The organism is Pantoea trifolii (assembly GCF_024506435.1).
Classification (GTDB): Bacteria; Pseudomonadota; Gammaproteobacteria; order Enterobacterales; family Enterobacteriaceae; genus Pantoea; species Pantoea trifolii.
This window is the reverse complement of sequence record NZ_JANIET010000001.1, coordinates 20,469-42,899: the sequence shown is the minus strand read 5'-3', so window position 1 is coordinate 42,899 and position 22,431 is coordinate 20,469. Positions and strand designations below refer to the sequence as shown.

Here is a 22,431-nt window from a genome sequence, read left to right as displayed (position 1 = left end):
GTCGCCATGAATGGCGACCCTACGATGGCTTGGTGAGGTTTGTAGGGTCGCCATTTATGGCGATCAAAAAAAGCGTGAGGAGAAATAAGAAGGGTTTACAGCACCAGCTCTTCAATGGCGTGCGCTACGCCGTCTTCCATATTGGTTTTGGTAATGAACTGCGCGATTTTCTTCACGGAATCAATAGCATTGCCCATTGCTACGCCGGTTCCAGCATACTCAATCATCGCCAGATCGTTTTCCTGATCGCCAATCGCCATCACTTCTTCACGCGCCAGGCCGAGCTTCTCAGCCAGCATTTTCACGCCTTGTCCTTTATTCACGCGGGAATCGAGGATTTCGAGGTAGTAAGGTGCGCTTTTGAGAATGGTGTAGTTGTCGCGAGCCTGCTGCGGCAAGCGCTGAATGGCAGAATCCAGCAGATCGGGCTTATCAATCATCATCAGCTTAGGGAAACGCGTGGCGCGATCCATCTCTTCCACGGAACGATAGCGCACCGGAATGCCGGTCAGGCTCGCTTCGTGGATGGTGAATTCGCTGATGTCTTTGTTCGGCGTATAGAGGAAGGATTTATCGAAGGCCTGGAAGTGGACGCCAAGGTCGCGCGCCAGCTGTTCGATATAGAGATAGTCGTCAAAACCCAGCGTGATTTCCGCGACGCACTCGCCATCATTAGCGCGATGCACCAGCGCACCGTTGTAGCTGATGCAATATTGGCCTTCATCAACCAGATTCAGCTCCATCAGATAGCGCTGAATACCGACGAACGGACGGCCGGTAGTGAGCACCACCATCACACCTTTTTTATGTGCGCGCTCAATGGCCGATTTAACTGCAGGCGTGATCTCGTGCTGCGGATTGAGCAGCGTGCCGTCCATATCGATTGCTACCAGTTTTATAGCCATAACGTCCTCGTTGAGTCAGGGTTTTGATCAATGCTAGCGCGATTCAGCTCACACTGACCAGTTTTGCGCCTAACTTAAGATTTTTTCTCATTGTGAGCGTTGTTGAGTTACCACGCTGAAAACAAAAAACCCTTCCACCAGGGAAGGGTTTTTACGTTTTGCCGTGTCGATTAAATATCGATGTTGGCCGCTTTCAGCGCATTCTCTTCAATGAAGGCGCGGCGCGGTTCAACCGCATCGCCCATCAAGGTGGTGAACAGCTGATCGGCAGCAATCGCATCCTTGATGGTCACGCGCAACATGCGGCGACTATCAGGATCCATGGTGGTTTCCCACAGCTGCTCTGGGTTCATCTCACCCAAACCTTTATAACGCTGCACTGACAGGCCGCGACGCGACTCTTTCACCAGCCACTCAATCGCCTGCTCGAAGCTGGTGACCGGCTGACGGCGTTCGCCACGTTCGATATAAGCATCTTCTTCGATCAGGCCGCGCAGCTGCTCGCCTAGCGCACAGATTTTGCGGTATTCCGGTCCATCGATGAATTCGCTATCCAGCGGATAATCGGTATCCACGCCGTGCGTACGCACACGCAGCACCGGTTCAAACTTCTGCTCAGGGTTAGCACGGACATGCGCCAGGTAGCTGCTGCCATGCGCTTCACGCTCGGTCAAATAGGCCACTAAACCGTCAATCCATCCCTTTACGTCGGCTTCATTGCTGAGGTCGCTTAAGGTTGGATGATAGATCAGGCCGCGCAGCAGGGCCGTAGGGAAACGGCGTTCCATACGTTTGATCATGCGCTGCGTGCCGTTGAAATCAGCCACCAGCGTTTCCAGCGGCTGGCCGCCCAATGCCGGTGCGCTGGCGTTGGTGTGCAGCGTTGCGCCGTCGAGTGCGATAGAAATCTGATACTGATCCATCGCTTCGTCGTCTTTAATATACTGTTCTTGCTTGCCTTTCTTAACTTTGTACAGTGGTGGCTGAGCAATGTAGACGTGACCACGTTCCACGATTTCTGGCATCTGACGGTAGAAGAAGGTCAACAGCAGCGTACGAATGTGCGAGCCGTCGACGTCCGCATCGGTCATGATGATGATGCTGTGATAACGCAGTTTGTCCGGATTGTATTCATCACGGCCGATACCACAACCCAGCGCGGTGATCAGCGTGGCAACTTCCTGCGAAGCGAGCATCTTGTCGAAACGCGCTTTCTCTACGTTAAGGATTTTACCTTTCAGCGGCAGAATCGCCTGGTTCTTACGGTTACGACCCTGTTTGGCTGAACCGCCTGCAGAATCACCCTCCACCAGGTAGATTTCAGACAGCGCCGGATCGCGCTCCTGACAGTCGGCCAGTTTGCCCGGCAGACCGGCCAAATCCAGCGCGCCTTTACGGCGAGTCATTTCACGTGCACGACGTGCAGCTTCACGCGCACGCGCCGCATCAATAATTTTGCCGACCACGATTTTCGCGTCAGACGGGTTTTCCAGCAGGTATTCCGCCAGCAGTTCGTTCATCTGCTGCTCAACCGCCGATTTGACCTCTGAAGAGACCAGCTTATCTTTGGTCTGAGAAGAGAATTTCGGATCCGGCACTTTCACGGAAACCACGGCAATCAGGCCTTCACGCGCATCGTCACCGGTGGCGCTGACTTTGGCTTTTTTGCTGTAGCCTTCTTTGTCCATGTAGGCGTTCAACGTACGTGTCATTGCCGCACGGAAGCCGGCCAGGTGCGTACCGCCGTCGCGCTGTGGAATGTTGTTGGTGAAGCAGTAGATGTTTTCCTGGAAACCATCGTTCCACTGCAGCGCCACTTCCACGCCGATGCCATCTTTCTCCGTCGAGAAGTAGAACACCGTTGGATGGATTGGGGTTTTGTTCTTGTTGAGATACTCAACAAACGCCTTGATGCCGCCTTCGTAGTGGAAGTGATCGTTCTTGCCGTCGCGTTTGTCTTCCAGACGAATTGAGACGCCAGAGTTCAGGAACGACAGTTCACGCAGGCGTTTCGCCAGGATGTCGTACTCAAACTCAATCACGTTGGTGAAGGTTTCGTAGCTCGGCCAGAAACGCACGCGAGTACCGGTTGCATCGGTATCACCCGATACTGCCAGCGGTGCCTGCGGCACGCCGTGCTGATAAACCTGCTGATGCACTTTGCCTTCACGGCGAATGGTCAGCTCCAGCTTCTGCGACAGGGCGTTTACCACTGAAACGCCAACGCCGTGCAGACCACCGGAAACTTTATACGAGTTATCATCAAATTTACCGCCGGCGTGCAGGACGGTCATGATCACTTCAGCAGCAGAGACGCCCTCTTCCGGGTGAATGCCGGTAGGAATACCACGGCCATCATCTTGCACTGAGACAGAGTTATCTGCATGAATAGTAACGGTAATATCACTACAGTGACCGGCGAGCGCTTCGTCGATTGCGTTATCCACGACTTCGAATACCATGTGATGCAGACCGGTGCCGTCATCCGTATCGCCGATGTACATGCCCGGGCGTTTGCGTACCGCATCAAGCCCTTTCAGGACTTTGATACTTGAGGAGTCATAAGAATTCGACATCAACGTTTCTCGCTCATTTAATCTTCAGGTTGAACCACTATTTTACCCTGTTCCACGCGGAACATCTTGCCCTTTTCATCACTCATGTCGATTACATGCTCGACACCAATGGCGCTGACAAATACTTGAGCCTGCGTGGCTTTTAGGCGTTCAGCTAACAGCCGACGACGGGTGTCATCCAGCTCTGAGGCAAAGTCATCAATCAAATACAAACAGCGTCGTCCGCTGCTGCGCGTCAGGTATTCGCCCTGCGCTAAACGCAGCGCACACATCAGCAGTTTCAATTGACCGCGTGAGAGTAAATCTTCCACCGGCGTACCTTCGGCACGAATACGAAAATCGGCTTTATGCGGGCCGCTGGCGGTGTAGGTGAGCGCGCGGTCGCGCTCGAAATTGCGTTCCAGCAGTTCGGCGTAGTCGCTCTCTTTATCCCAGCCGCGCTGGAAAGAGAACGCCAACTCAAACTCCGGTAAAAACTGGCCGCAGGTGGCGATGATCTCGCGGGAAATCGCCGCGCTGTATTCGGCCCGCCAGGCACTGATCTGCTCAGCTAGCGGCACCAGTTCCTGATCCCACGGACGAATCTGGCTATAGCGCGAAACCTGACGCAGCGCAGCATTGCGCTGTTTGAGCAGACGACGCAAATTGCTCCAGGCATGGAAAAATCCGGGCGAAGCGTGAAAACAGCCCCAATCGATGTAGGCACGCCGGTATTTTGGACCGCCATTGAGCAGGGTAAACCCTTCCGGCGTAATCAACTGCATCGGCAGCAACTGCGCCAACTCCGCCACTTTGTGGCCATCGCTGCCATCAATACGCACTTTACTGTCGCCAGCACGATTCTTAGTTAAACCTACTGACAATTCTCGTTCGCTGCCTTCAATGCGACCGTGCAGCACAAAGGCGTCCTGCTCATGACGAATCACGCGGCCCGCTTGCAAACTGCGAAACGCGCGACCGTGCCCCAGCGTGTAAATCGCCTCCAGCACGCTGGTTTTGCCGCTGCCGTTGGCACCGACCAGGAAATTAAAGCCCGGCGCTAAGGCCAGATCGGCCTGCTCGATGTTGCGAAAATCTTTAATCAGGAGGCGGGTTAAAGCCATGAAAAGTCCGGGTCGAAGTGGTTTTCACCTCCCCCGCTTGCGGGGGAGGCTGGGTGGGGGAAAGACAGCGAAATAGGTTATCTGCTCGCTGTCCCTCCCCCTAGCCCCCTCCCACAAGTGGGAGGGGGAATGGCATGATCACAAGCGCATTGGCATGACGACGTAGGCTGCAGCCGGACTGGCAACATCTTCAATCTGCACGCTTGAAACGCCATCGGTCAGCAGCAAACGCACGTTCTCGCACTTCAGCGCATTCAACACATCCAGCACATAGCTGACGTTGAAACCGATCTCCAGATCGGTGCCGTTGTAAGAGACATCCAGCATCTCTTCTGCTTCTTCCTGCTCAGGATTATTCGCCGTGATCTTGAGCTGATTTTCCGTGATATAGATGCGAACGCCGCGGAATTTCTCATTCGAGAGAATTGCCGCACGCGCAAACGCCTGCTTCAAAATATCACAGCCAGCTTCCAGCGCTTTGTCGGGATTCTTCGGCAGTACGCGGCGATAATCCGGGAAACGGCCATCAACCAGTTTCGACGTAAAGATGAAGTCACCCACGTGTGCGCGGATGTTGCTGCTACCGATTTGCACCTGCAATGGCGTTTCGCCGCCATCCAGTAAACGCATCAGCTCAATCACACCTTTACGCGGTACGATCACCGAATGGTTCGGCAGCGCCTGACCAATCGGCATGGAGCACACCGCAAGGCGGTGACCATCGGTGGCGACGGTACGCAACTCTTCGCCTTCGGTTTCGAACAACATACCGTTGAGGTAATAACGCACATCCTGATGCGCCATTGAGAACTGCGTGGCTTCGATCAGACGTTTCAACGTCGCCTGCGGTAAGGTGAATTCCACCTCGCTCTGCCAGTCATCCAGATTCGGGAAGTCGCTGGCGGGCAACGTTGACAGCGAGAAACGGCTGCGGCCAGAGCGCACCAGCATTCTGTCGCCTTCCAGCGTCAGGCTGATCTCCGCGCCTTCCGGCAAACCGCGGCAAATATCGAGGAATTTACGCGCGGGAACCGTGGTGGCGCCCGGCTCGTGCGGCTGCGTCAGCGCAACACGGGCTACCATTTCCATTTCCAGATCGGTACCGGTCAAGCGCAGCGAGCCTTCGCTCACCTGCAGCAGTAAATTTCCCAGGATCGGCAGCGTTGGGCGTCCGCCAAGTGGACCGCTAACCTGTTGCAGTGGCTTCAGTAACTGCTCACGTTCTACAATAAATTTCATATGCGTCAGGAAGATAGTGTTCGAATGAGGTTAGAGAAATCTTCTTTGATGTCGTGGCTCTCTTCACGCAGCTGCTCGATTTTACGGCAAGCGTGAAGCACGGTGGTATGGTCGCGGCCACCAAACGCATCGCCAATCTCCGGCAAGCTGTGGTTGGTGAGCTCTTTCGCCATCGCCATCGCCATCTGGCGCGGACGCGCTACCGAACGCGAACGGCGTTTCGACAGCAAATCCGCCACTTTGATTTTGTAATACTCGGCCACCGTTTTCTGAATATTATCAATGGTGACCAGCTTTTCCTGCAGCGCCAGCAGATCGCGCAACGCTTCGCGCACAAAATCGATAGTAATGGCGCGACCGGTAAAGTTCGCGTTGGCAATCACGCGGTTCAGCGCGCCTTCCAGCTCACGAACGTTGGAACGTAAACGCTTAGCAATAAAGAAGGCGACTTCACCTGGCAGACGAATATCGTTTTCATCGGCTTTCTTCATCAGGATCGCGACGCGCGTTTCCAGCTCTGGCGGCTCGATCGCCACAGTTAATCCCCAGCCAAAACGTGATTTCAGGCGATCTTCTACGCCGTTGATCTCTTTTGGATAACGATCCGAGGTCAGGATGATCTGTTGATTGCCTTCCAGCAGCGCGTTAAACGTATGGAAGAACTCTTCCTGCGAGCGCTCTTTATTGGCAAAGAATTGAATGTCATCGATCAGCAGCGCATCAACCGAGCGGTAGTAACGCTTGAACTCTTCGATGGCGTTGTTCTGCAAGGCTTTAACCATGTCCTGCACAAAACGCTCAGAGTGCATGTACACCACTTTGGCATTGGGCTTGCGCGCAATAATGCCGTTACCCACCGCGTGCAACAGGTGAGTTTTACCCAGGCCGGTGCCGCCATAAAGGAACAGTGGGTTATACGCGCCGCCAGGATTATCCGCCACCTGACGTGCCGCCGCGCGCGCCAGCTGGTTCGATTTACCTTCAACGAAGTTGTCGAAGTTATGACGGTTATTCACATTGGAGCGGTAAGTGACATCCGCCGGCGCAGGCACAGAATCCCAGCTTGGACGCAGGATTTGCGTCGGCGCGGGACGATTTTCAATCGGTGCAGGTGCGCTGTAACTGGACGTGGCCATCGCCGGTTGGCTGGTTGTCACCTGTGCGGCAGGACGCGTGCCGACTTCGAAACGCAGTAACGGCACATTTGCACCGCAGAATTCATTCAGCAGCCCATTGATACTATTGAGATATTTATCTCTAACCCAGTCGAGTACAAACCGATTTGGTGCATACAAGGTCAGCGTATTGTCGTTCAATTCAGCTTGCAGCGGACGAATCCACATGCTGAATTCGGTGGCAGGAAGCTCATCCTGCAAACGGGCAAGACACTGTTGCCAAAGCGTAAGTGACACGGCGGACTCCACTCGTACAAAATCGATAAGAATTTTAGGCGCTAATAAATAGAAACGTAATTTTTAGACACAGACGGTTGGAAAGCGCCTGCGACCGCTATTCGCGGTAGTCTTCCCCGGCGATCGCAGTAAGGATCGTCAGCGGAAGGGCGGATCATAACGTAAAGCCGCACAGAGATCTTCCCTTTCTACACAGTTTTGATCCAATTTATCCACAGGCTGCTGAAGCGATAATGAGTTTACGCTTTCTGCGAAAAAAGCCAGCGTTAATGTGGCTGAAAGCGGTAATTTTTCTGGCGAGCTCTCGTTTCTGCGCAACAAATCTGCAAATTGATCGCAAGAAGATCCTGCGCGATCCTTGCGCTTTAACCCACAGCCCGTATAATTCCCCACCCGGCATTATTGCGTGAAGCCTTGATGCCCGGAATCAGCGGGCTGTATCTGGGTTTCCAGGTGCCGCGACCAGCGAAGTAAATTGACTCTGGACTGTACAATTATTACAATCCCGCCTCTTTATTAAAGACACATTGAGGCGTTGGTCGATTTACTGGCCCGAAAACGCGTCACCCAGTGAAAATTTTCAAGTTTAGGTAGAAATCGCCATGAAACGCACTTTTCAACCGTCCGTACTGAAGCGCAACCGTTCACACGGTTTCCGTGCTCGTATGGCAACAAAAAATGGTCGTCAGGTTCTGGCACGTCGTCGTGCTAAAGGCCGTTCTCGTCTGACCGTTTCTAAGTAATAAAGCTAACCCTCGTGGTTAAGCTCGCATTTCCCAGGGAGTTACGTTTGTTAACTCCCACTCATTTCACTTTCGTCTTCCAGCAGCCACAACGAGCCGGTACGCCGCAAATCACCATACTCGGCCGACTTAACGCGCTGGGGCATCCCCGCATCGGTCTCACCGTCGCAAAAAAACATGTAAAACGTGCCCATGAACGCAACCGGATCAAGCGATTGACCCGCGAAAGCTTTCGTCTGCGTCAACATGAGCTCCCTGCGATGGATTTTGTGATCGTGGCTAAAAAAGGGATTGCTGACCTGGATAACCGTGCGCTGACGGAAGCGTTGGAGAAACTATGGCGTCGTCACTGTCGCCTGGCTCGCGGCTCCTGATTGCCCTGATACGCGTTTATCAACGCGCCATCAGCCCACTGCTGGGACCTCATTGCCGGTTCCATCCCACCTGTTCGCAGTATGGGATTGAGGCCTTACGCCGCTTTGGCGTTGTAAAAGGCAGTTGGTTGACGATAAAACGCGTATTAAAATGCCACCCTTTGAACCCGGGTGGTGACGATCCTGTGCCGCCAAAAACCTTTGATACCAGAGAACATTAACGATGGATTCGCAACGCAATCTCTTTCTCATCGCTTTTCTGTTCGTGTCTTTTATGATCTGGCAAGCCTGGCAGACGGACCACGCTCCGCAGCCACAGCAAACCCAGACCACGCAAAACACAAGCAGCGCAGCGGGTGATGCCGCCACTTCCGGCGTGCCGGCTAGCGGACAGGGCAAAACGATCACCGTTAAGACAGATGTCCTGTCACTCAACATCAATACGCGTGGTGGCGATATTGAGCAGGCTCAGCTGCTGACTTACCCGGACAAACTGGGTTCAGACGCACCGTTCCAGCTGCTTGAAACCACACCTGCCTTCGTTTATCAGGCGCAGAGCGGCTTAACGGGCCGTAACGGTCCGGATAACCCGAACAATGGCGCACGTCCGCTGTATACCACTTCGCAAGAAAGCTTCGTGATGGCGGATGGCCAGAGCGAACTGCGCGTGCCGCTGACCTGGACCGGTGAAAACGGCGTGGTTTACACCAAGACGTTCGTCTTTAAGCGCGGTGAGTATGCGGTAAACGTTGACTACAACATCAACAACACCACTCAGCAGCCGCTGGAAGTGTCGATGTTTGGTCAGCTGAAGCAGACCATCGACGTGCCTAAGCACCGTGATACCGGCAGCAACAACTTTGCTCTGCACACCTTCCGTGGCGCAGCGTACTCAACCAGCGATGCGAAATACGAAAAATATAAATTCGACACCATCGCGGATAATGAGAACCTGAATACCACCACCAGCAATGGTTGGGTGGCGATGCTGCAGCAGTACTTCGCTACCGCATGGGTGCCACGCACGCAGGGTAACAACACGCTGTACACCAGCAACCTCGGCAATGGCATCGCGGCAATTGGCTACAAATCTGCACCGGTTACCGTTGGCGCAGGCGCACAGCAGGATCTCGGCGCAACGCTTTGGGTCGGCCCGGAAATTCAGGACCAGATGGCAGCCATCGCGCCGCACCTGGATCTGACCGTGGATTACGGCTGGTTGTGGTTCATCTCTCAGCCGCTGTTTAAGCTGCTGAAGTTCATCCACAGCTTCATCGGTAACTGGGGCTTCTCCATTATCGTTATCACCTTCATCGTACGTGGCATCATGTACCCGCTGACCAAAGCGCAGTACACCTCGATGGCGAAGATGCGTATGCTGCAGCCGAAGATTCAGGCGATGCGTGAACGTCTGGGCGATGATAAGCAGAAGCAGAGCCAGGAAATGATGGCGCTGTATAAGGCGGAGAAAGTGAACCCGCTGGGCGGCTGTCTGCCACTGGTTATCCAGATGCCAATCTTCCTGGCCTTGTACTACATGCTGTCAGGCTCGGTTGAACTGCGTCATGCGCCGTTTATTCTGTGGATTCATGACCTGTCAGCGCAGGACCCGTACTACATTCTGCCGATCATCATGGGTATCACCATGTTCTTCATTCAGAAGATGTCACCGACCACCGTGACCGATCCGATGCAGCAGAAGATCATGACCTACATGCCGGTTATCTTTACCGTGTTCTTCCTGTGGTTCCCATCAGGTCTGGTGCTGTACTACATCGTCAGCAACCTGGTGACCATTCTCCAGCAGCAGCTGATTTATCGCGGCCTGGAAAAACGTGGTCTGCATAGCCGCGACAAGAAGAAAGCGTAACGTCTGACTGCAACCAGCAGCAGCGTATAATTAAGGGGCGGCATTTATGTCGCCCTGTTTTTTTGTTTTGAGAAAAGGTGAATCATGAGCCACAGCGACACTATTGTTGCCCAGGCGACGCCTCCCGGCCGCGGCGGCGTCGGCATTCTGCGTATCTCCGGCGCAAAAGCCGCTGAGGTGGCGCAAGCCTTGCTCGGCAAGCTGCCAAAACCGCGCTATGCCGACTATCTGCCCTTTACCGATGCCGATGGCAGCGTGCTCGATCAGGGCATTGCGCTATGGTTTCCTGGCCCGAACTCCTTTACCGGTGAAGATGTGCTGGAGCTGCAAGGCCATGGCGGCCCGGTAATTCTTGACCTGCTGCTGAAACGCATCGTGGCGCTGCCCGGCTTGCGTATTGCCCAGCCAGGCGAATTCTCGGAACGCGCCTTCCTCAACGACAAGCTCGATTTAGCGCAAGCCGAAGCGATTGCCGATCTGATCGATGCCAGTTCAGAGCAAGCCGCCCGCTCGGCGGTGAACTCGTTGCAGGGCGCATTTTCCCTGCGCATCAACGCGCTTGTGGAAGCACTTACTCACCTGCGCATCTATGTAGAAGCGGCCATCGACTTCCCGGATGAAGAGATCGATTTCCTTTCCGACGGCAAAATTGAAGCCCAGCTCAATGTGGTGATCGGCGACCTTGATGGCGTGCGTGCCGAAGCGCGTCAGGGCAGCCTGCTGCGTGAAGGGATGAAGGTGGTGATTGCCGGTCGTCCCAATGCCGGGAAATCGAGCCTGCTGAATGCCTTAGCCGGGCGCGAAGCGGCGATCGTCACCGATATTGCTGGCACCACGCGCGACGTGCTGCGCGAGCATATCCACATTGACGGCATGCCGCTGCACATCATCGATACCGCAGGTTTGCGAGAAGCCAGCGACGAAGTCGAGCGCATCGGTATTGAGCGCGCGTGGCAGGAGATCGAGCAGGCCGACCGCGTGCTGTTTATGGTTGATGGCACCACCACCGACGCGACCGAAGCCGCCGCAATCTGGCCGGATTTCGTTGCCCGTCTGCCGGAAGCGCTGCCGATAACCGTGGTGCGCAACAAAGCGGATATGACCGGCGAAGAGCTGGGCCTCACTGAAGTGAACGGTCACTCACTGATTCGTCTCTCGGCGCGCACCGGGGAAGGTGTGGAAGCGCTGCGCGATCACCTGAAACAGAGCATGGGATTTGCCGGCAATATGGAAGGCGGATTTCTCGCACGCCGCCGCCATCTGCAAGCGCTGGAGCTAGCCGCAACGCACTTGCAGCAGGGCAAGCATCAGCTGTTAGGCGCGTGGGCCGGGGAATTACTGGCAGAAGAGTTACGCTTAGCGCAGCAGGCGCTGAGCGAAATCACCGGCGAATTCACCTCCGACGATCTGCTGGGCAGAATCTTCTCCAGTTTCTGTATTGGTAAGTAATGACCTGTTACGTGGTCGCCATGAATGGCGACCCTACGGCGTTCTAATGTAGGGTGCGCATTCATGTGAACCTGGCTCACGGTAATCATGCGTCTTTGTTATTTGGCTCCCCAACGCCTTTGCAGTATAACGATCACTGCCCGGCGTACAGGTCCTGCTGGGTACATTCATTATTCATGCTAAATATTGGGCGCCAGTTGCTGCCTGAACAGGAGAGAAACATGAGTACAACGCTCGACAGCGTGGCGCTGAACGCGCTGTTCAACGAAGCCCGCACCCACAGCTATTGGCAGGACAAACCGGTTTCGCAGGATTTGCTGAAGCAGCTCTATAGCCTGACCGCGCTGGGCCCAACCTCCGCTAACTGCTCGCCAGGCCGTTTTGTATTTGTGACCTCGCAGGAAGGGAAAGAGAAGCTGAAACCCGCGCTCTCATCCGGCAACGTCGATAAAACCATGGCCGCACCGGTGACGGTGATCGTGGCGTGGGATCCTGAATTCTACGAAGCGCTGCCAAAGCTGTTCCCGCACGGTGATGCGCGCAGCTGGTTTACCAGCAGCCCGGATCTGGCGAAAGAAACCGCGTTCCGTAACAGCAGCTTGCAAGCAGGTTATTTGATTCTGGCCGCGCGTTCGCTGGGCCTGGATGCGGGCCCGATGTCCGGTTTCGATCCGTCAAAAGTGAACGAGGCGTTCTTCAGCGAGAGTAAATGGCAGGTGAACTTACTGATCAATCTCGGCTATGGCGAAGCCAGCAAACTGCATGCGCGTCTGCCGCGTCTGGGCTTTGATGAAGCCAGCACCTTTGCCTGATTGAGAAAAGGCGTCGGGCTGAGTCCACGACGCCGGTTTTAAGCGGTTATCCCAGTGAATGGAAGCCGCTGTTGAAGTAGATCATCGGCTCTGCCGCTTCACCAGGCAGAGCGATCCCCACGATACGCGCCAGCAGCACGCTGTGCGTGTTCCACTCCACCACCTTCTCCAGCTGACAATCAAAGCTCACCAGCGCATCAGCTAAAATCGGCGCGCCGGTATTTAATGTCTGCCACGTACCACTTTGAAAGCGCTCGTCGCGGCGTGAGGATTGGCTGAACTGAGCACATAAGTCGTCATGCTGTTCACGCAGCACGTTAACGGCAAAATGGCCGGCGTTGATAAAGGCATCATGGCTGGATGCGCTGCGATTGACGCACACCAGCAGACTTGGTGGCTCAGCCGCCAGCGAACTGACCGACGTCGCAATCAGCCCCAACTTTTCGCCCTGAAATTCGGTGGTAACCAGAGAAACACCCGCGGTTAAGCGACGCATGCCGTGACGAAACTCATCAAGCGAGATCGATTCCTGGCGAGAAATAGCGGTAACTGACATAGAAAACTCCGACGTGCATGCTTCTAAGATGCGCACGATTGGCAGATGAATGAATTGGTTAGCGCACTTCACTGTGCCTTTTTACTGTCCAAATCCTACACCACATCAGGCCGTTCGGCATCCGTTGAGACACGAATCTGCAAAAGCGTTCTATGCAAAGTTGCCAAATGGGATTGCCGCCTGGCTTCGTCCTTATCTGAAATATCGCCGATTCCATCTTAAGCCGGATGCAAACCCATGAGAAAATTCTTACAATAGCACTGATGATTATTCGACCATTTTCACGGAGCGACAGATGGCTAGTCATTTTGTACGTTGGATAGGTAATCCGCCCTTTTCTTCCGAGAATATGCGGGTGCCACAGGAAGTGATCAACAGCGCTCAGCGCTTCGCTGACAAGCGTCGCGGACGCTTTCTTGCCGCGCGTGAACTGCTGGCGCAACTGATGCTGCGCGTTTATGGCATTCGCGAACTCCCCGCGCTGACGACCTCCAGCAGCGGACGTCCCTGCTTTGCCGATACTAACCTGCCCGACTTCAGTATTTCCTACGCTGGAAACACCATCGGTGTGCTACTGGCCGAAGAAGGCGGGCGCGCCGGATTGGATATGGAGATTGTGCGCGCACACAGCCGTCAAACGCAGGATATGCTGACGCAAGATCTTTCCTCCGGCGAAAAAGCCTGGATCAACGCGCAGCAGGATTTCATGGAAGCGGTGACGCAAATCTGGACGCTGCGCCAAAGCATTCTCAAGCTCACCGGCGAAACCAATAGCGGCATTGATTCACTGCGTTTGCATCCTGCGGCCGGTCGGCTGCGTTCCACCGTGTTTCCCGATATTCAGGCGGTGTGTGATGCTGAGCCAACGCTGGTGTGGTCATGCGCGCTGTCGCCCGGCACCGAACGCTTACACTTGTGGGAGATTGATGGCGCGCAGCACTGGCAAGCGCTGCGCGATGTCGAGATGAGCAAACCCAATATCGGGCCGCGTACCTTGCGCCTCACCAGTTTGGTCACGCCGCATGAGATGGGACATCCGTCATAAAAAAGGCCGCATCAGCGGCCTCTTCTATTTAGTGGGCGTCGATAAAGACGATTTTCAGCACGAACAGCAGCGCGACTACCACCACGCACGGGCTGATTTCACGCCAGCGGCCGGTCCCCAACTTCATCACGCAGTAAGAGATAAAGCCCAGCGCGATACCTTCGGTGATCGAGAAGCTGAAAGGCATCATCGCCGCAGTAACGAATGCTGGCACCGCTTCGGTGAGATCGTCCCACTGCACGCGTGACAGCGACGCCGTCATCAATACGCCAACGTAAATCAGCGCACCCGCCGCCGCATAAGAAGGCACCATCGCCGCCAGCGGTGACAGGAACATCACCAGCAGGAACAAAATGCCTGTAATCACCGCCATCAAGCCGGTGCGACCACCGATCGCCACGCCGGACGAGCTTTCAATGTAGGCGGTCACCGATGAGGTACCGATCAGCGAACCGGTCACTGAACTGACGCTATCAACGTACAGCGCCTGCTTCATGCGCGGGAACGTGCCTTTCTCGTCGGTCAGCCCGGCTTTATCGGTTACGCCAATCAGCGTGCCGGATGAGTCGAACAGATTGACCAGCATAAAGGAGAAGATCACACCGGCCATGCCGATGTTGAACGCGCCTTTGATATCGACCTGGCCGACAACGGAAGTGATCGCAGGCGGCGCCGCGAACACGCCGCTGAATTTCACATCGCCAATGATCAGGCCCAGCGCGGTCGTCACCACAATCGACACCAGCACCGCCGCATGGATATTGCGAGAAGCCAGAATCGCGATGATGAAGAAACCGAGCGCCCCAAGCAGCACGCTGTGCGAGGTCAGATTGCCAACGGCAACGATGGTATCGGCGTTTGGCACGATGATACCGGCGTTTTTCAGCCCCATCATGGCGATAAACAGGCCGATACCGGCGGTGATACCCACGCGCAGGCTGAGCGGAATGTTGGCAATCATCCAGTAACGCACGCGCAGCAGCGTAAGGATCAGCAGACCCAGCGCGCCCCAGAAAATCGCGCCCATACCAATCTGCCAGGAATAACCCATGGCACCGACCACCACAAAGGCGAAGAAGGCGTTCAGGCCCATCGCCGGCGCCAGCGCCACCGGCAGATTCGCCACCAGCCCCATCAGAATGCTGCCGAACGCGGCAATCAAGCAGGTAGTAACAAACACGGCCTGCGTATCCATGCCCGCCACACCGAGAATTTGCGGGTTAACGAAAACGATGTACACCATCGTCAGGAAAGTCGTGCAACCGGCAATCACTTCGGTGCGCACCGTGGTTCCGTGTTCCTGCAGTTTGAAGATACGCTGCAAAAGGCCCTGATTAGTCATTCCACTGTTCCGCTAAAAAATTTATCGCCGCGTATCCTATAGAGTTTAGCGCGGCAAAACACTGATTTTTCGCAACCGGTTGCTCAGGGTCGCTTTCTGCGCTCAGTGCGTTAGAGTGTCAGCTTATTGTTTAACAAAAGGATGATGTGCGATGTCGGTTGAATGTATTTTTTTTGATTGCGACGGCACGCTGGTCGACAGCGAAGTGATCTGTACGCAAGCTTACGTCAACACCTTTGCCCGCTACGGTATTGAACGCTCTCTACAGCAAATGTTTGAGCAGTATAAAGGGGTGAAGCTTTACGACATCATCCGCGATGTGGCGGCCGAACATCAGGTTGAATTGCCGCTCGAAGAGGTGGAAACCGCCTATCGCGCCGAAGTGGCGAGATTGTTTGATCTCGATTTGAAGCCGATTGCCGGTGCCAAAGCGCTGGTGGAAAGTGTCAAAGTGAAGATGTGCGTGGTTTCCAACGGCACGGTGAAGAAGATGCAACATTCGCTGGGCTTGACCGGCATGCTGCCGTATCTCGATGGCAAGCTGTATAGCGGTTATGACATTAACCACTGGAAGCCGGATCCAGAGCTGATGTATCACGCCGCCGAGCAGATGCAGGTGCCGATTGAGAAGTGCATTCTGGTGGATGATTCCGAGGCTGGCGCGCGCGCGGGAATCGCTGCCGGGATTCCGGTGTTTTACTACTGCGCCGATGCGCACAATCCTGAATTAGATCATCCGCTGGTGACGCGCTTTGATGATATGGCGCAGTTGCCGGATCTGTGGCGTGCGCGTGGGTGGGATTTGGTGGGGTAGTGCTGGCTGTCCCGCTTCTCTGTCCGTGCTGGCTGTCCCCCTCCTCGGTCCTCCCCCATGAAGGGGGGAGGAAGATGCTGCAATATGTGAGTTGGGAGTTGCATGTGGCAGCATCTCCTTCCCCCATTTATGGGGGAAGGCCGGGATGGGGGACAACCAGCACAATCTAAATCAGCCAATCGCCCCCAACGAATCCTCGTTGCTCTGCTTCTTCGGCAGCAAGAACAGCGTGGCGGCGATATCCAGCAGATAAATCAGTGCCAGCAGCGTAATCGCGGCGGTGAAAGAGATATTGGTGGCCAGCAGGCCAATCACCAATGGACCAAATCCGCCCACGCCACGTCCCAAATTAAACAACACGTTCTGCGCCGTCGCGCGTGCGTGCGGTGGGAAGGTGTCGGAAATCAGCGCACCGTAGCCGCCAATCATGCCGTTTACAAACATCCCCATCAGCGCGCCGGTAAACAGCATCACCGTTGGATCGCGCAGCTGTGCATACACCACCACCATCACCACCGCGCCGAACTGATACAGCAGGAAGATTTTCCAGCGCGCGAAGCGATCGGCCAGCACGCCAAACAGCCAGATGCCGAATGTCATGCCCACCACCGTGACGGCGGTCCACAGGCCAGATTTGGTCAGGCTGAACCCGAAGTTGGATGACAGATAGCTCGGCATCCAGATCATCAATCCGTAGTAACCAAAATTCTGCACCGAGCAGAGAATGAAAATTCCCAGGCTGGCTTTGCTGGTGGCGCGGTCGGCAAACAGCAATTTAATGCGTGCGGCAAAGGAGAGCTGCGGCGTTCTCTCAACGTGGCGGGTAAAACTTTCCGGCTCGCCCATGCTGCGGCGGATCACAAACGACACCAGCGCCGGCAGCAAACCGACGAGGAACATGCCGCGCCAGCCAATCACGCTCAGCAGCGGCGGCGTGATAAAGGCCGCCAGAAGTACACCGAGCTGCCAGCCAATGCCAACCCACGCCGAGGCGCGGTTGCGCTTCTCTTTCGGCCAGGCTTCGGCAATCAGCGCCATGCCGATGCCGAACTCGCCACCCAATCCCACACCCGCCAGCGTGCGGTACGCCAACAGATCCCAATAGCCTTGCGCCACCGCACACAGGCCGGTGAACACCGAGAACACCAGAATGGTGACGGTAAGAATGCGGATGCGACCATAACGATCGCTCAGATGACCAAACACAATGCCGCCGATCACCGCGCCGATCAGCGTCCAGGTGACCAGCGAACCGGCCTGAGAAGGATCGAGCGCCAGCGAGACGCTGATCGCTGGCAGCATAAAACCAAGAATCAGCAGATCAAATCCATCCATCGCGTAGCCGCTGATCGCAGCCACCATGGCTTTCGCCGGTGTAATGGCTTGTTTTTTAGGAGTTGGGGAGGACATGTAACAGCACCTGGCAGAAAAAAGTGCGCCAAGTATAAAGAGAGGGAATCGCTGAGAACAGACAGAATTTAAGCAGGCAGCCCGTTAGCCACAGTGGCAACGGGCCGCCGACGCGTCAATCAAGAGGGTTTATTGCTGCCATCATCGCCCGACAGCAGTTCATCCAGCTTGTCGCCGCCCACATGACGGAAATCCTGACCTTTGACGAAATAGAAGATAATTTCGCAGATGTTCTGGCAGCGATCGCCGATACGCTCGATGGCGCGCGCGCAGAACAGCGCGGTCAGCACGCTTGGGATGGTGCGCGGATCTTCCATCATGTAGGTCATCAACTGACGCACGATGCCTTCGTACTCTTTATCCACCTTCTTATCTTCACGGTAGATTTTGATGGCTTCGTTGAGATCCATGCGCGCAAACGCATCCAGCACGTCATGCAGCATCTGCACGGTGTGATGACCCAGCGCTTCAAGGCTCACCAGCAGCGGCAGGTGCTGCTGGCTGAACTTCTCCAGCGCGGTGCGGCTGATTTTTTCCGCCACATCGCCAATGCGTTCCAGTTCAGAAATGGTCTTGATGATCGCCATGACCAGACGCAAATCGCTGGCGGTGGGCTGGCGTTTGGCGATGATGCGCACGCAGGCTTCATCAATCTCCACTTCCATCATGTTGACCTTCTGGTCGCCGTCGATCACGTGACGCGCCAGCTCGCCATCCTGGTTATGCATCGCGGTGATGGCGTCCATCAGCTGCTTCTCAACCATGCCGCCCATGATCATCACTTGCGTGCGAATGTGCTCCAGCTCCGCGTTGAACTGACCGGAGATGTGTTTGTTCAGATTTAAATTATCCATGTGCGTCTCCTGAATCAGCCGTAACGACCGGTGATGTAATCTTCGGTCTGCTTCTGTGCGGGCTTAGTAAACAAGGTATCGGTATCGCTGAACTCAATCAGCTCGCCCAGATACATGAAAGCGGTGTGGTCAGAACAACGCGCGGCCTGCTGCATGTTGTGGGTCACGATCACCACAGTGTAATCCTGCTTCAGTTCGGTGATCAGTTCTTCGATACGACCGGTTGAGATCGGATCCAGCGCGGAGCAAGGCTCATCCAGCAACAACACTTCCGGGCGAATGGCGATGCCGCGCGCGATGCACAGACGCTGCTGCTGGCCGCCGGAGAGACTGTAACCGCTCTGATGCAGCTTGTCTTTGGTTTCATTCCACAGCGCGGCTTTGGTCAGCGCCCACTGCACGCGCTCATCCATATCGGCACGCGACAGCTTTTCAAACAGACGCACGCCGAAGGCGATGTTGTCATAAATCGACATCGGGAACGGCGTCGGCTTCTGGAACACCATGCCGACGCGCGCGCGCAGCAGGGCGATGTCCTGATTAGAAGCCAGAATGTTATCGCCATCCAGCAGGATGTCACCTTCTGCACGCTGCTCCGGATAGAGCGAGTACATTTTGTTGAAGGTGCGCAGCAAAGTGGATTTACCGCAGCCTGATGGGCCGATAAACGCGGTCACCTGGTTTTTGGTGATATCCAGGTTGATGTTTTTCAGCGCGTGAAACTTACCGTAATAGAAGTTCAGATTACGGACCTGAATTTTACCGGCTGATGAAGTCACGTTACTCATTCTCGTCTCTCATAAGCAGCGCCGCCGAAGCCGCGCCGGGAAATTAGTGTTTGCCCTTGGCGAAAACCACACGCGCCACAATGTTCAGCAGCAGCACGCACACGGTAATAATCAGCACACCTGCCCACGCCAGGCTTTGCCACTCGGCAAACGGGCTCATGGCGAATTTAAAGATGGTGACCGGTAGGTTCGCGATCGGCTGCATCATGTCGGTGCTCCAGAACTGGTTCGACAGCGCAGTAAACAGCAACGGTGCAGTTTCACCGGCGATACGCGCTACGGCCAACAGCACACCGGTGATGATGCCGGAAACCGAGGCTTTCAGCGTGATTGCCGAAATCATCTTCCACTTCGGCGTACCCAGCGCATAAGCCGCTTCACGCATGCTGTCAGGTACCAGACGCAGCATGTTTTCGGAGGTGCGGATCACGATCGGGATTTGCAGCAGCGCCAGCGCAACTACGCCGGCCCAACCGGAGAAGTGCTGCATCTGCGATACCACGATGGTGTAGACGAACAGGCCCACCACAATCGACGGTGCTGACAGCAGAATGTCGTTGATGAAGCGAATCACTTCCGCCAGCCAGTGTTTACGGCCATATTCCGCCAGATAGATCCCGGCCATGATGCCGAGCGGCGTTCCGACGATCGTCGACCAGAAAATCAGTAAACCACTGCCGACTAAGGCGTTCGCCAAACCACCGCCCGCGGTATTCGGCGGCGGCGTCGATTCGGTAAACAGCGACCAGCTTAAACCATCAACACCGCGCGTAATGGTGGTGAACAGAATCCACACCAGCCAGAACAGACCGAAAGCCATGGTCATCAGCGACAGCGTCAGGGCAATTTTGTTTTTGGTACTGCGCCACGCCTGCATTTTGCGGCGCGAGGCTTCCAGCTCAGCGCGAGCCTGAACTTCAATAGCGGTCATGAACGGGCTCCTTCACTCTTCGCCAGACGCAGGATCATCAGTTTGGAGATCGCCAGCACGATAAAGGTAATCACGAACAGGATCAGACCCAGTTCCATCAGTGCCGCGACGTGGACACCCGATTCCGCTTCGGCAAATTCGTTGGCCAGCGCGGAGGTGATGCTGTTACCCGGCATAAACAGCGAAGCGCTGTCGAGCTGGTAGGTGTTACCGATGATAAAGGTCACCGCCATGGTTTCACCCAACGCGCGGCCCAGGCCGAGCATCACGCCGCCAATCACGCCGTTTTTGGTGAACGGCAGCACGATGCGCCAGATCACTTCCCACGTGGTGCAGCCGATACCGTAAGCCGACTCTTTCATCATCACCGGCGTTTGTTCAAACACGTCGCGCATCACCGAGGCGATGTACGGAATGATCATGATGGCGAGAATCACGCCCGCCGCCAGAATACCGATACCAAATGCCGGGCCAGAGAACAGCGTGCCGACAATCGGGATAGTCGACATCACGTTACCCACCGGCGTCTGGAAATATTCGGCGAACAGCGGGGCGAAAACAAACAGGCCCCACATGCCGTAAACGATGCTGGGGATCGCCGCCAGCAGCTCAATGGCGGTGCCCAGCGGGCGACGCAGCCAACCTGGCGCCAGTTCCGTCAGGAACAGCGCGATGCCGAAACTCACCGGTACGGCAATGATCAAGGCAATAATCGAGGTGACGAGGGTGCCGTAAATCGGTACCAGCGCACCAAATTGTTCGTTTGGCGCATCCCAGGTTTTATTCCACAGGAAAGAGAAACCAAATTTTTGGATGCTTGGCCAGGAGGAGAAAATCAGGGAGACGATAATGCCGCCCATCAATAACAACACGATAAGCGCGGAGAGCTTCACCAGCGCGCCGAAAATCATGTCGCCTTGTTTACCGGGGGCTTTGAACGTCGGCTTAGTGGCAGCCATAGAATTCTCTGTTCTCAGGAGGATGTCAGGGCGGCACGCAGGCCGCCCATTGGGGTTGGCCAACCGTCTCGGCTGGCCAGGTAAATCGGTTACTGATACAGCGCTTTACCGGAGCTATCTTTGATGTTCGCTTTCCACGCTGCACGAATCTGGTTAGCAACGCTTTCTGGCAGCGCGGCGTAATCCAGGTCGGTTGCGGTTTTGCTGCCACCTTTGTAAGCCCAGTCGAAGAACTTCAGCACTTCGCTACCTTTCTCCGCATTCGCCTGATCTTTGTAAATCAGGATGAAGGTGGTTGAGGTGATCGGCCATGCTGCGTTGCCTTTCTGGAAGGTCAGATCCTGAGCAAAGGTTTTGCTCCAGTCTGCGCCTTTCGCGGCGTTCGCAAAGCTCTCTTCGCTTGGTGCGACCGCTTTACCATCGGCATCAACCAGTTTGGTGTAGGTCAGGTTGTTCTGCTTGGCGTAAGCGTATTCCACATAGCCAATTGAACCCGGCAGACGCTGTACAAATGCGGCCACGCCGTCGTTACCTTTACCGCCCAGACCGGTCGGCCAGTTAACGGTGTTACCTTTACCGATTTTGCTGTTCCACTCTTCGTTCACTTTCGCCAGGTAGCTGGTGAAGACGAATGAAGTACCGGAACCGTCAGCGCGGCGAACCACGTTGATGTTGGAATCTGGCAGTTTCACGCCTGGGTTCAGTTTAGTGATCGCCGGGTCGTTCCACTTTTTGATGGTACCGAGGTAGATGTCGCCCACGGTTTTACCGTCGAGAGTCAGTTCACCTGATTTCACACCTGGGATGTTAACCGCCAGCACCACGCCACCAATCACGGTAGGGAACTGGAACAGGCCATTTTTCTGCAGATCTTCTTCTTTCATTGGTGCATCAGACGCACCGAAATCGACGGTTTTCGCGATGATTTGCTTCACGCCGCCTGAAGAACCAATACCCTGATAGTTGATTTTGCTACCAGTGGCTTGCTGGTACTCGGCTGCCCACTTGGCATAAACCGGCGCCGGGAATGTCCCGCCTGCGCCCGTCAGATCGGTTGCTGCAAAAGCAGAGACCGCGCTTACTGCGAAGGTGGCGGCGAGGATTCGGGCTACGGTGCTACGCATCAGTGTCATGTTCCCTCCAGGGGATTTAAAAAACAGGCTCAATGCCTTTTTAGTAGGAGTTAGTGATTGCTGCTGGAGGGAAAATAGGACAGTTTGATGACAGTGAAATGTACGAAATATGACAG

21 protein-coding genes are annotated in these 22,431 nt (G+C 55.2%); 8 read left to right on the top strand and 13 right to left on the bottom strand.

The window, feature by feature from the left end; translation table 11 throughout:
- Nucleotides 1-95: 95 nt before the first annotated feature.
- The 5 genes from yidA to dnaA form a co-directional block, all read right to left on the bottom strand.
- Nucleotides 96-905, bottom strand: a complete 810-nt coding sequence (yidA, locus tag NQH49_RS00195; RefSeq protein WP_008105292.1) for a sugar-phosphatase — start codon at nucleotides 903-905, stop codon at nucleotides 96-98.
- A gap of 170 nt (nucleotides 906-1,075) precedes the next feature.
- Nucleotides 1,076-3,481 carry a DNA topoisomerase (ATP-hydrolyzing) subunit B gene (gene gyrB / locus NQH49_RS00190; protein WP_256697903.1) on the bottom strand — a complete coding sequence of 802 codons (2,406 nt, stop codon included), beginning with the start codon at nucleotides 3,479-3,481 and terminating at the stop codon, nucleotides 1,076-1,078.
- A gap of 17 nt (nucleotides 3,482-3,498) precedes the next feature.
- A complete protein-coding gene (gene recF / locus NQH49_RS00185; protein WP_256697901.1) occupies nucleotides 3,499-4,584 on the bottom strand; it encodes a DNA replication/repair protein RecF in 1,086 nt (361 codons plus the stop codon).
- Between the two features lie 138 nt (nucleotides 4,585-4,722).
- Entirely contained in the window at nucleotides 4,723-5,823 is a 1,101-nt protein-coding gene (gene dnaN, locus NQH49_RS00180; protein ID WP_008105300.1) for a DNA polymerase III subunit beta, read from the bottom strand.
- Nucleotides 5,824-5,828: 5 nt separating this feature from the next.
- A complete protein-coding gene (gene dnaA, locus NQH49_RS00175) occupies nucleotides 5,829-7,235 on the bottom strand; it encodes a chromosomal replication initiator protein DnaA (RefSeq protein ID WP_008105301.1) in 1,407 nt (468 codons plus the stop codon).
- Nucleotides 7,236-7,837: 602 nt separating this feature from the next.
- Here dnaA and rpmH point away from each other — a divergent pair.
- From rpmH to NQH49_RS00145, 6 genes are all read left to right on the top strand, one after another.
- Nucleotides 7,838-7,978, top strand: coding sequence for a 50S ribosomal protein L34 (rpmH, locus tag NQH49_RS00170; protein WP_003849659.1), 141 nt, complete (start codon nucleotides 7,838-7,840; stop codon nucleotides 7,976-7,978).
- Between the two features lie 14 nt (nucleotides 7,979-7,992).
- Entirely contained in the window at nucleotides 7,993-8,352 is a 360-nt protein-coding gene (rnpA, locus tag NQH49_RS00165; RefSeq protein ID WP_036648555.1) for a ribonuclease P protein component, read from the top strand.
- A complete protein-coding gene (yidD, locus tag NQH49_RS00160) occupies nucleotides 8,316-8,573 on the top strand; it encodes a membrane protein insertion efficiency factor YidD (protein WP_007893564.1) in 258 nt (85 codons plus the stop codon). Before rnpA ends, yidD begins: the two co-directional genes overlap by 37 nt.
- A gap of 2 nt (nucleotides 8,574-8,575) precedes the next feature.
- On the top strand, nucleotides 8,576-10,222 hold the full coding sequence (gene yidC / locus NQH49_RS00155) for a membrane protein insertase YidC (RefSeq protein WP_256697900.1): 1,647 nt from the start codon (nucleotides 8,576-8,578) through the stop codon (nucleotides 10,220-10,222).
- An 84-nt stretch (nucleotides 10,223-10,306) separates the two neighbouring features.
- On the top strand, nucleotides 10,307-11,671 hold the full coding sequence (gene mnmE / locus NQH49_RS00150; RefSeq protein WP_256697898.1) for a tRNA uridine-5-carboxymethylaminomethyl(34) synthesis GTPase MnmE: 1,365 nt from the start codon (nucleotides 10,307-10,309) through the stop codon (nucleotides 11,669-11,671).
- Nucleotides 11,672-11,892: 221 nt separating this feature from the next.
- On the top strand, nucleotides 11,893-12,483 hold the full coding sequence (locus NQH49_RS00145; RefSeq protein ID WP_256697896.1) for a malonic semialdehyde reductase: 591 nt from the start codon (nucleotides 11,893-11,895) through the stop codon (nucleotides 12,481-12,483).
- 46 nt (nucleotides 12,484-12,529) lie between these two features.
- Here the strand turns inward: NQH49_RS00145 and NQH49_RS00140 are convergent, their stop codons facing one another.
- Nucleotides 12,530-13,039 (bottom strand): flavin reductase family protein, encoded by a 510-nt coding sequence (locus NQH49_RS00140; RefSeq protein ID WP_256697894.1) that lies wholly within the window; start codon nucleotides 13,037-13,039, stop codon nucleotides 12,530-12,532.
- Nucleotides 13,040-13,334: 295 nt separating this feature from the next.
- Between NQH49_RS00140 and NQH49_RS00135 the strand changes: the two genes are divergently transcribed.
- Complete coding sequence (locus NQH49_RS00135; protein WP_256697892.1) at nucleotides 13,335-14,084, top strand: 4'-phosphopantetheinyl transferase family protein; 750 nt, start codon at nucleotides 13,335-13,337, stop codon at nucleotides 14,082-14,084.
- A 28-nt stretch (nucleotides 14,085-14,112) separates the two neighbouring features.
- Here NQH49_RS00135 and NQH49_RS00130 read toward each other — a convergent pair whose 3' ends face one another.
- Nucleotides 14,113-15,426: an NCS2 family permease gene (locus NQH49_RS00130; protein WP_256697891.1), complete on the bottom strand. Its 1,314-nt coding sequence runs from the start codon at nucleotides 15,424-15,426 to the stop codon at nucleotides 14,113-14,115.
- A 151-nt stretch (nucleotides 15,427-15,577) separates the two neighbouring features.
- Here NQH49_RS00130 and yieH point away from each other — a divergent pair, with 151 nt between their 5' ends.
- Nucleotides 15,578-16,240, top strand: a complete 663-nt coding sequence (gene yieH / locus NQH49_RS00125) for a 6-phosphogluconate phosphatase (RefSeq protein ID WP_256697890.1) — start codon at nucleotides 15,578-15,580, stop codon at nucleotides 16,238-16,240.
- A 171-nt stretch (nucleotides 16,241-16,411) separates the two neighbouring features.
- On the opposite strand, the gene NQH49_RS00120 is transcribed toward yieH, so the two are convergent.
- The 6 genes from NQH49_RS00120 to pstS all read right to left on the bottom strand — a co-directional run bounded on the left by NQH49_RS00120 (nucleotide 16,412) and on the right by pstS (nucleotide 22,315).
- The gene (locus tag NQH49_RS00120; RefSeq protein ID WP_256697889.1) at nucleotides 16,412-17,650 is read right to left on the bottom strand and encodes an MFS transporter; all 1,239 of its coding nucleotides are present in this window, start codon (nucleotides 17,648-17,650) and stop codon (nucleotides 16,412-16,414) included.
- Between the two features lie 119 nt (nucleotides 17,651-17,769).
- Nucleotides 17,770-18,504, bottom strand: a complete 735-nt coding sequence (gene phoU / locus NQH49_RS00115; RefSeq protein ID WP_007893583.1) for a phosphate signaling complex protein PhoU — start codon at nucleotides 18,502-18,504, stop codon at nucleotides 17,770-17,772.
- Between the two features lie 14 nt (nucleotides 18,505-18,518).
- Nucleotides 18,519-19,292: a phosphate ABC transporter ATP-binding protein PstB gene (pstB, locus tag NQH49_RS00110; RefSeq protein ID WP_007893584.1), complete on the bottom strand. Its 774-nt coding sequence runs from the start codon at nucleotides 19,290-19,292 to the stop codon at nucleotides 18,519-18,521.
- 43 nt (nucleotides 19,293-19,335) lie between these two features.
- Nucleotides 19,336-20,223 carry a phosphate ABC transporter permease PstA gene (pstA, locus tag NQH49_RS00105; RefSeq protein WP_008106705.1) on the bottom strand — a complete coding sequence of 296 codons (888 nt, stop codon included), beginning with the start codon at nucleotides 20,221-20,223 and terminating at the stop codon, nucleotides 19,336-19,338.
- Nucleotides 20,220-21,182 carry a phosphate ABC transporter permease PstC gene (gene pstC / locus NQH49_RS00100; RefSeq protein ID WP_256697888.1) on the bottom strand — a complete coding sequence of 321 codons (963 nt, stop codon included), beginning with the start codon at nucleotides 21,180-21,182 and terminating at the stop codon, nucleotides 20,220-20,222. The genes pstA and pstC overlap by 4 nt, the downstream gene beginning before the upstream one ends.
- Before the next feature lie 89 nt (nucleotides 21,183-21,271).
- Nucleotides 21,272-22,315 carry a phosphate ABC transporter substrate-binding protein PstS gene (gene pstS / locus NQH49_RS00095; protein ID WP_008106709.1) on the bottom strand — a complete coding sequence of 348 codons (1,044 nt, stop codon included), beginning with the start codon at nucleotides 22,313-22,315 and terminating at the stop codon, nucleotides 21,272-21,274.
- Nucleotides 22,316-22,431 lie beyond the last annotated feature (116 nt).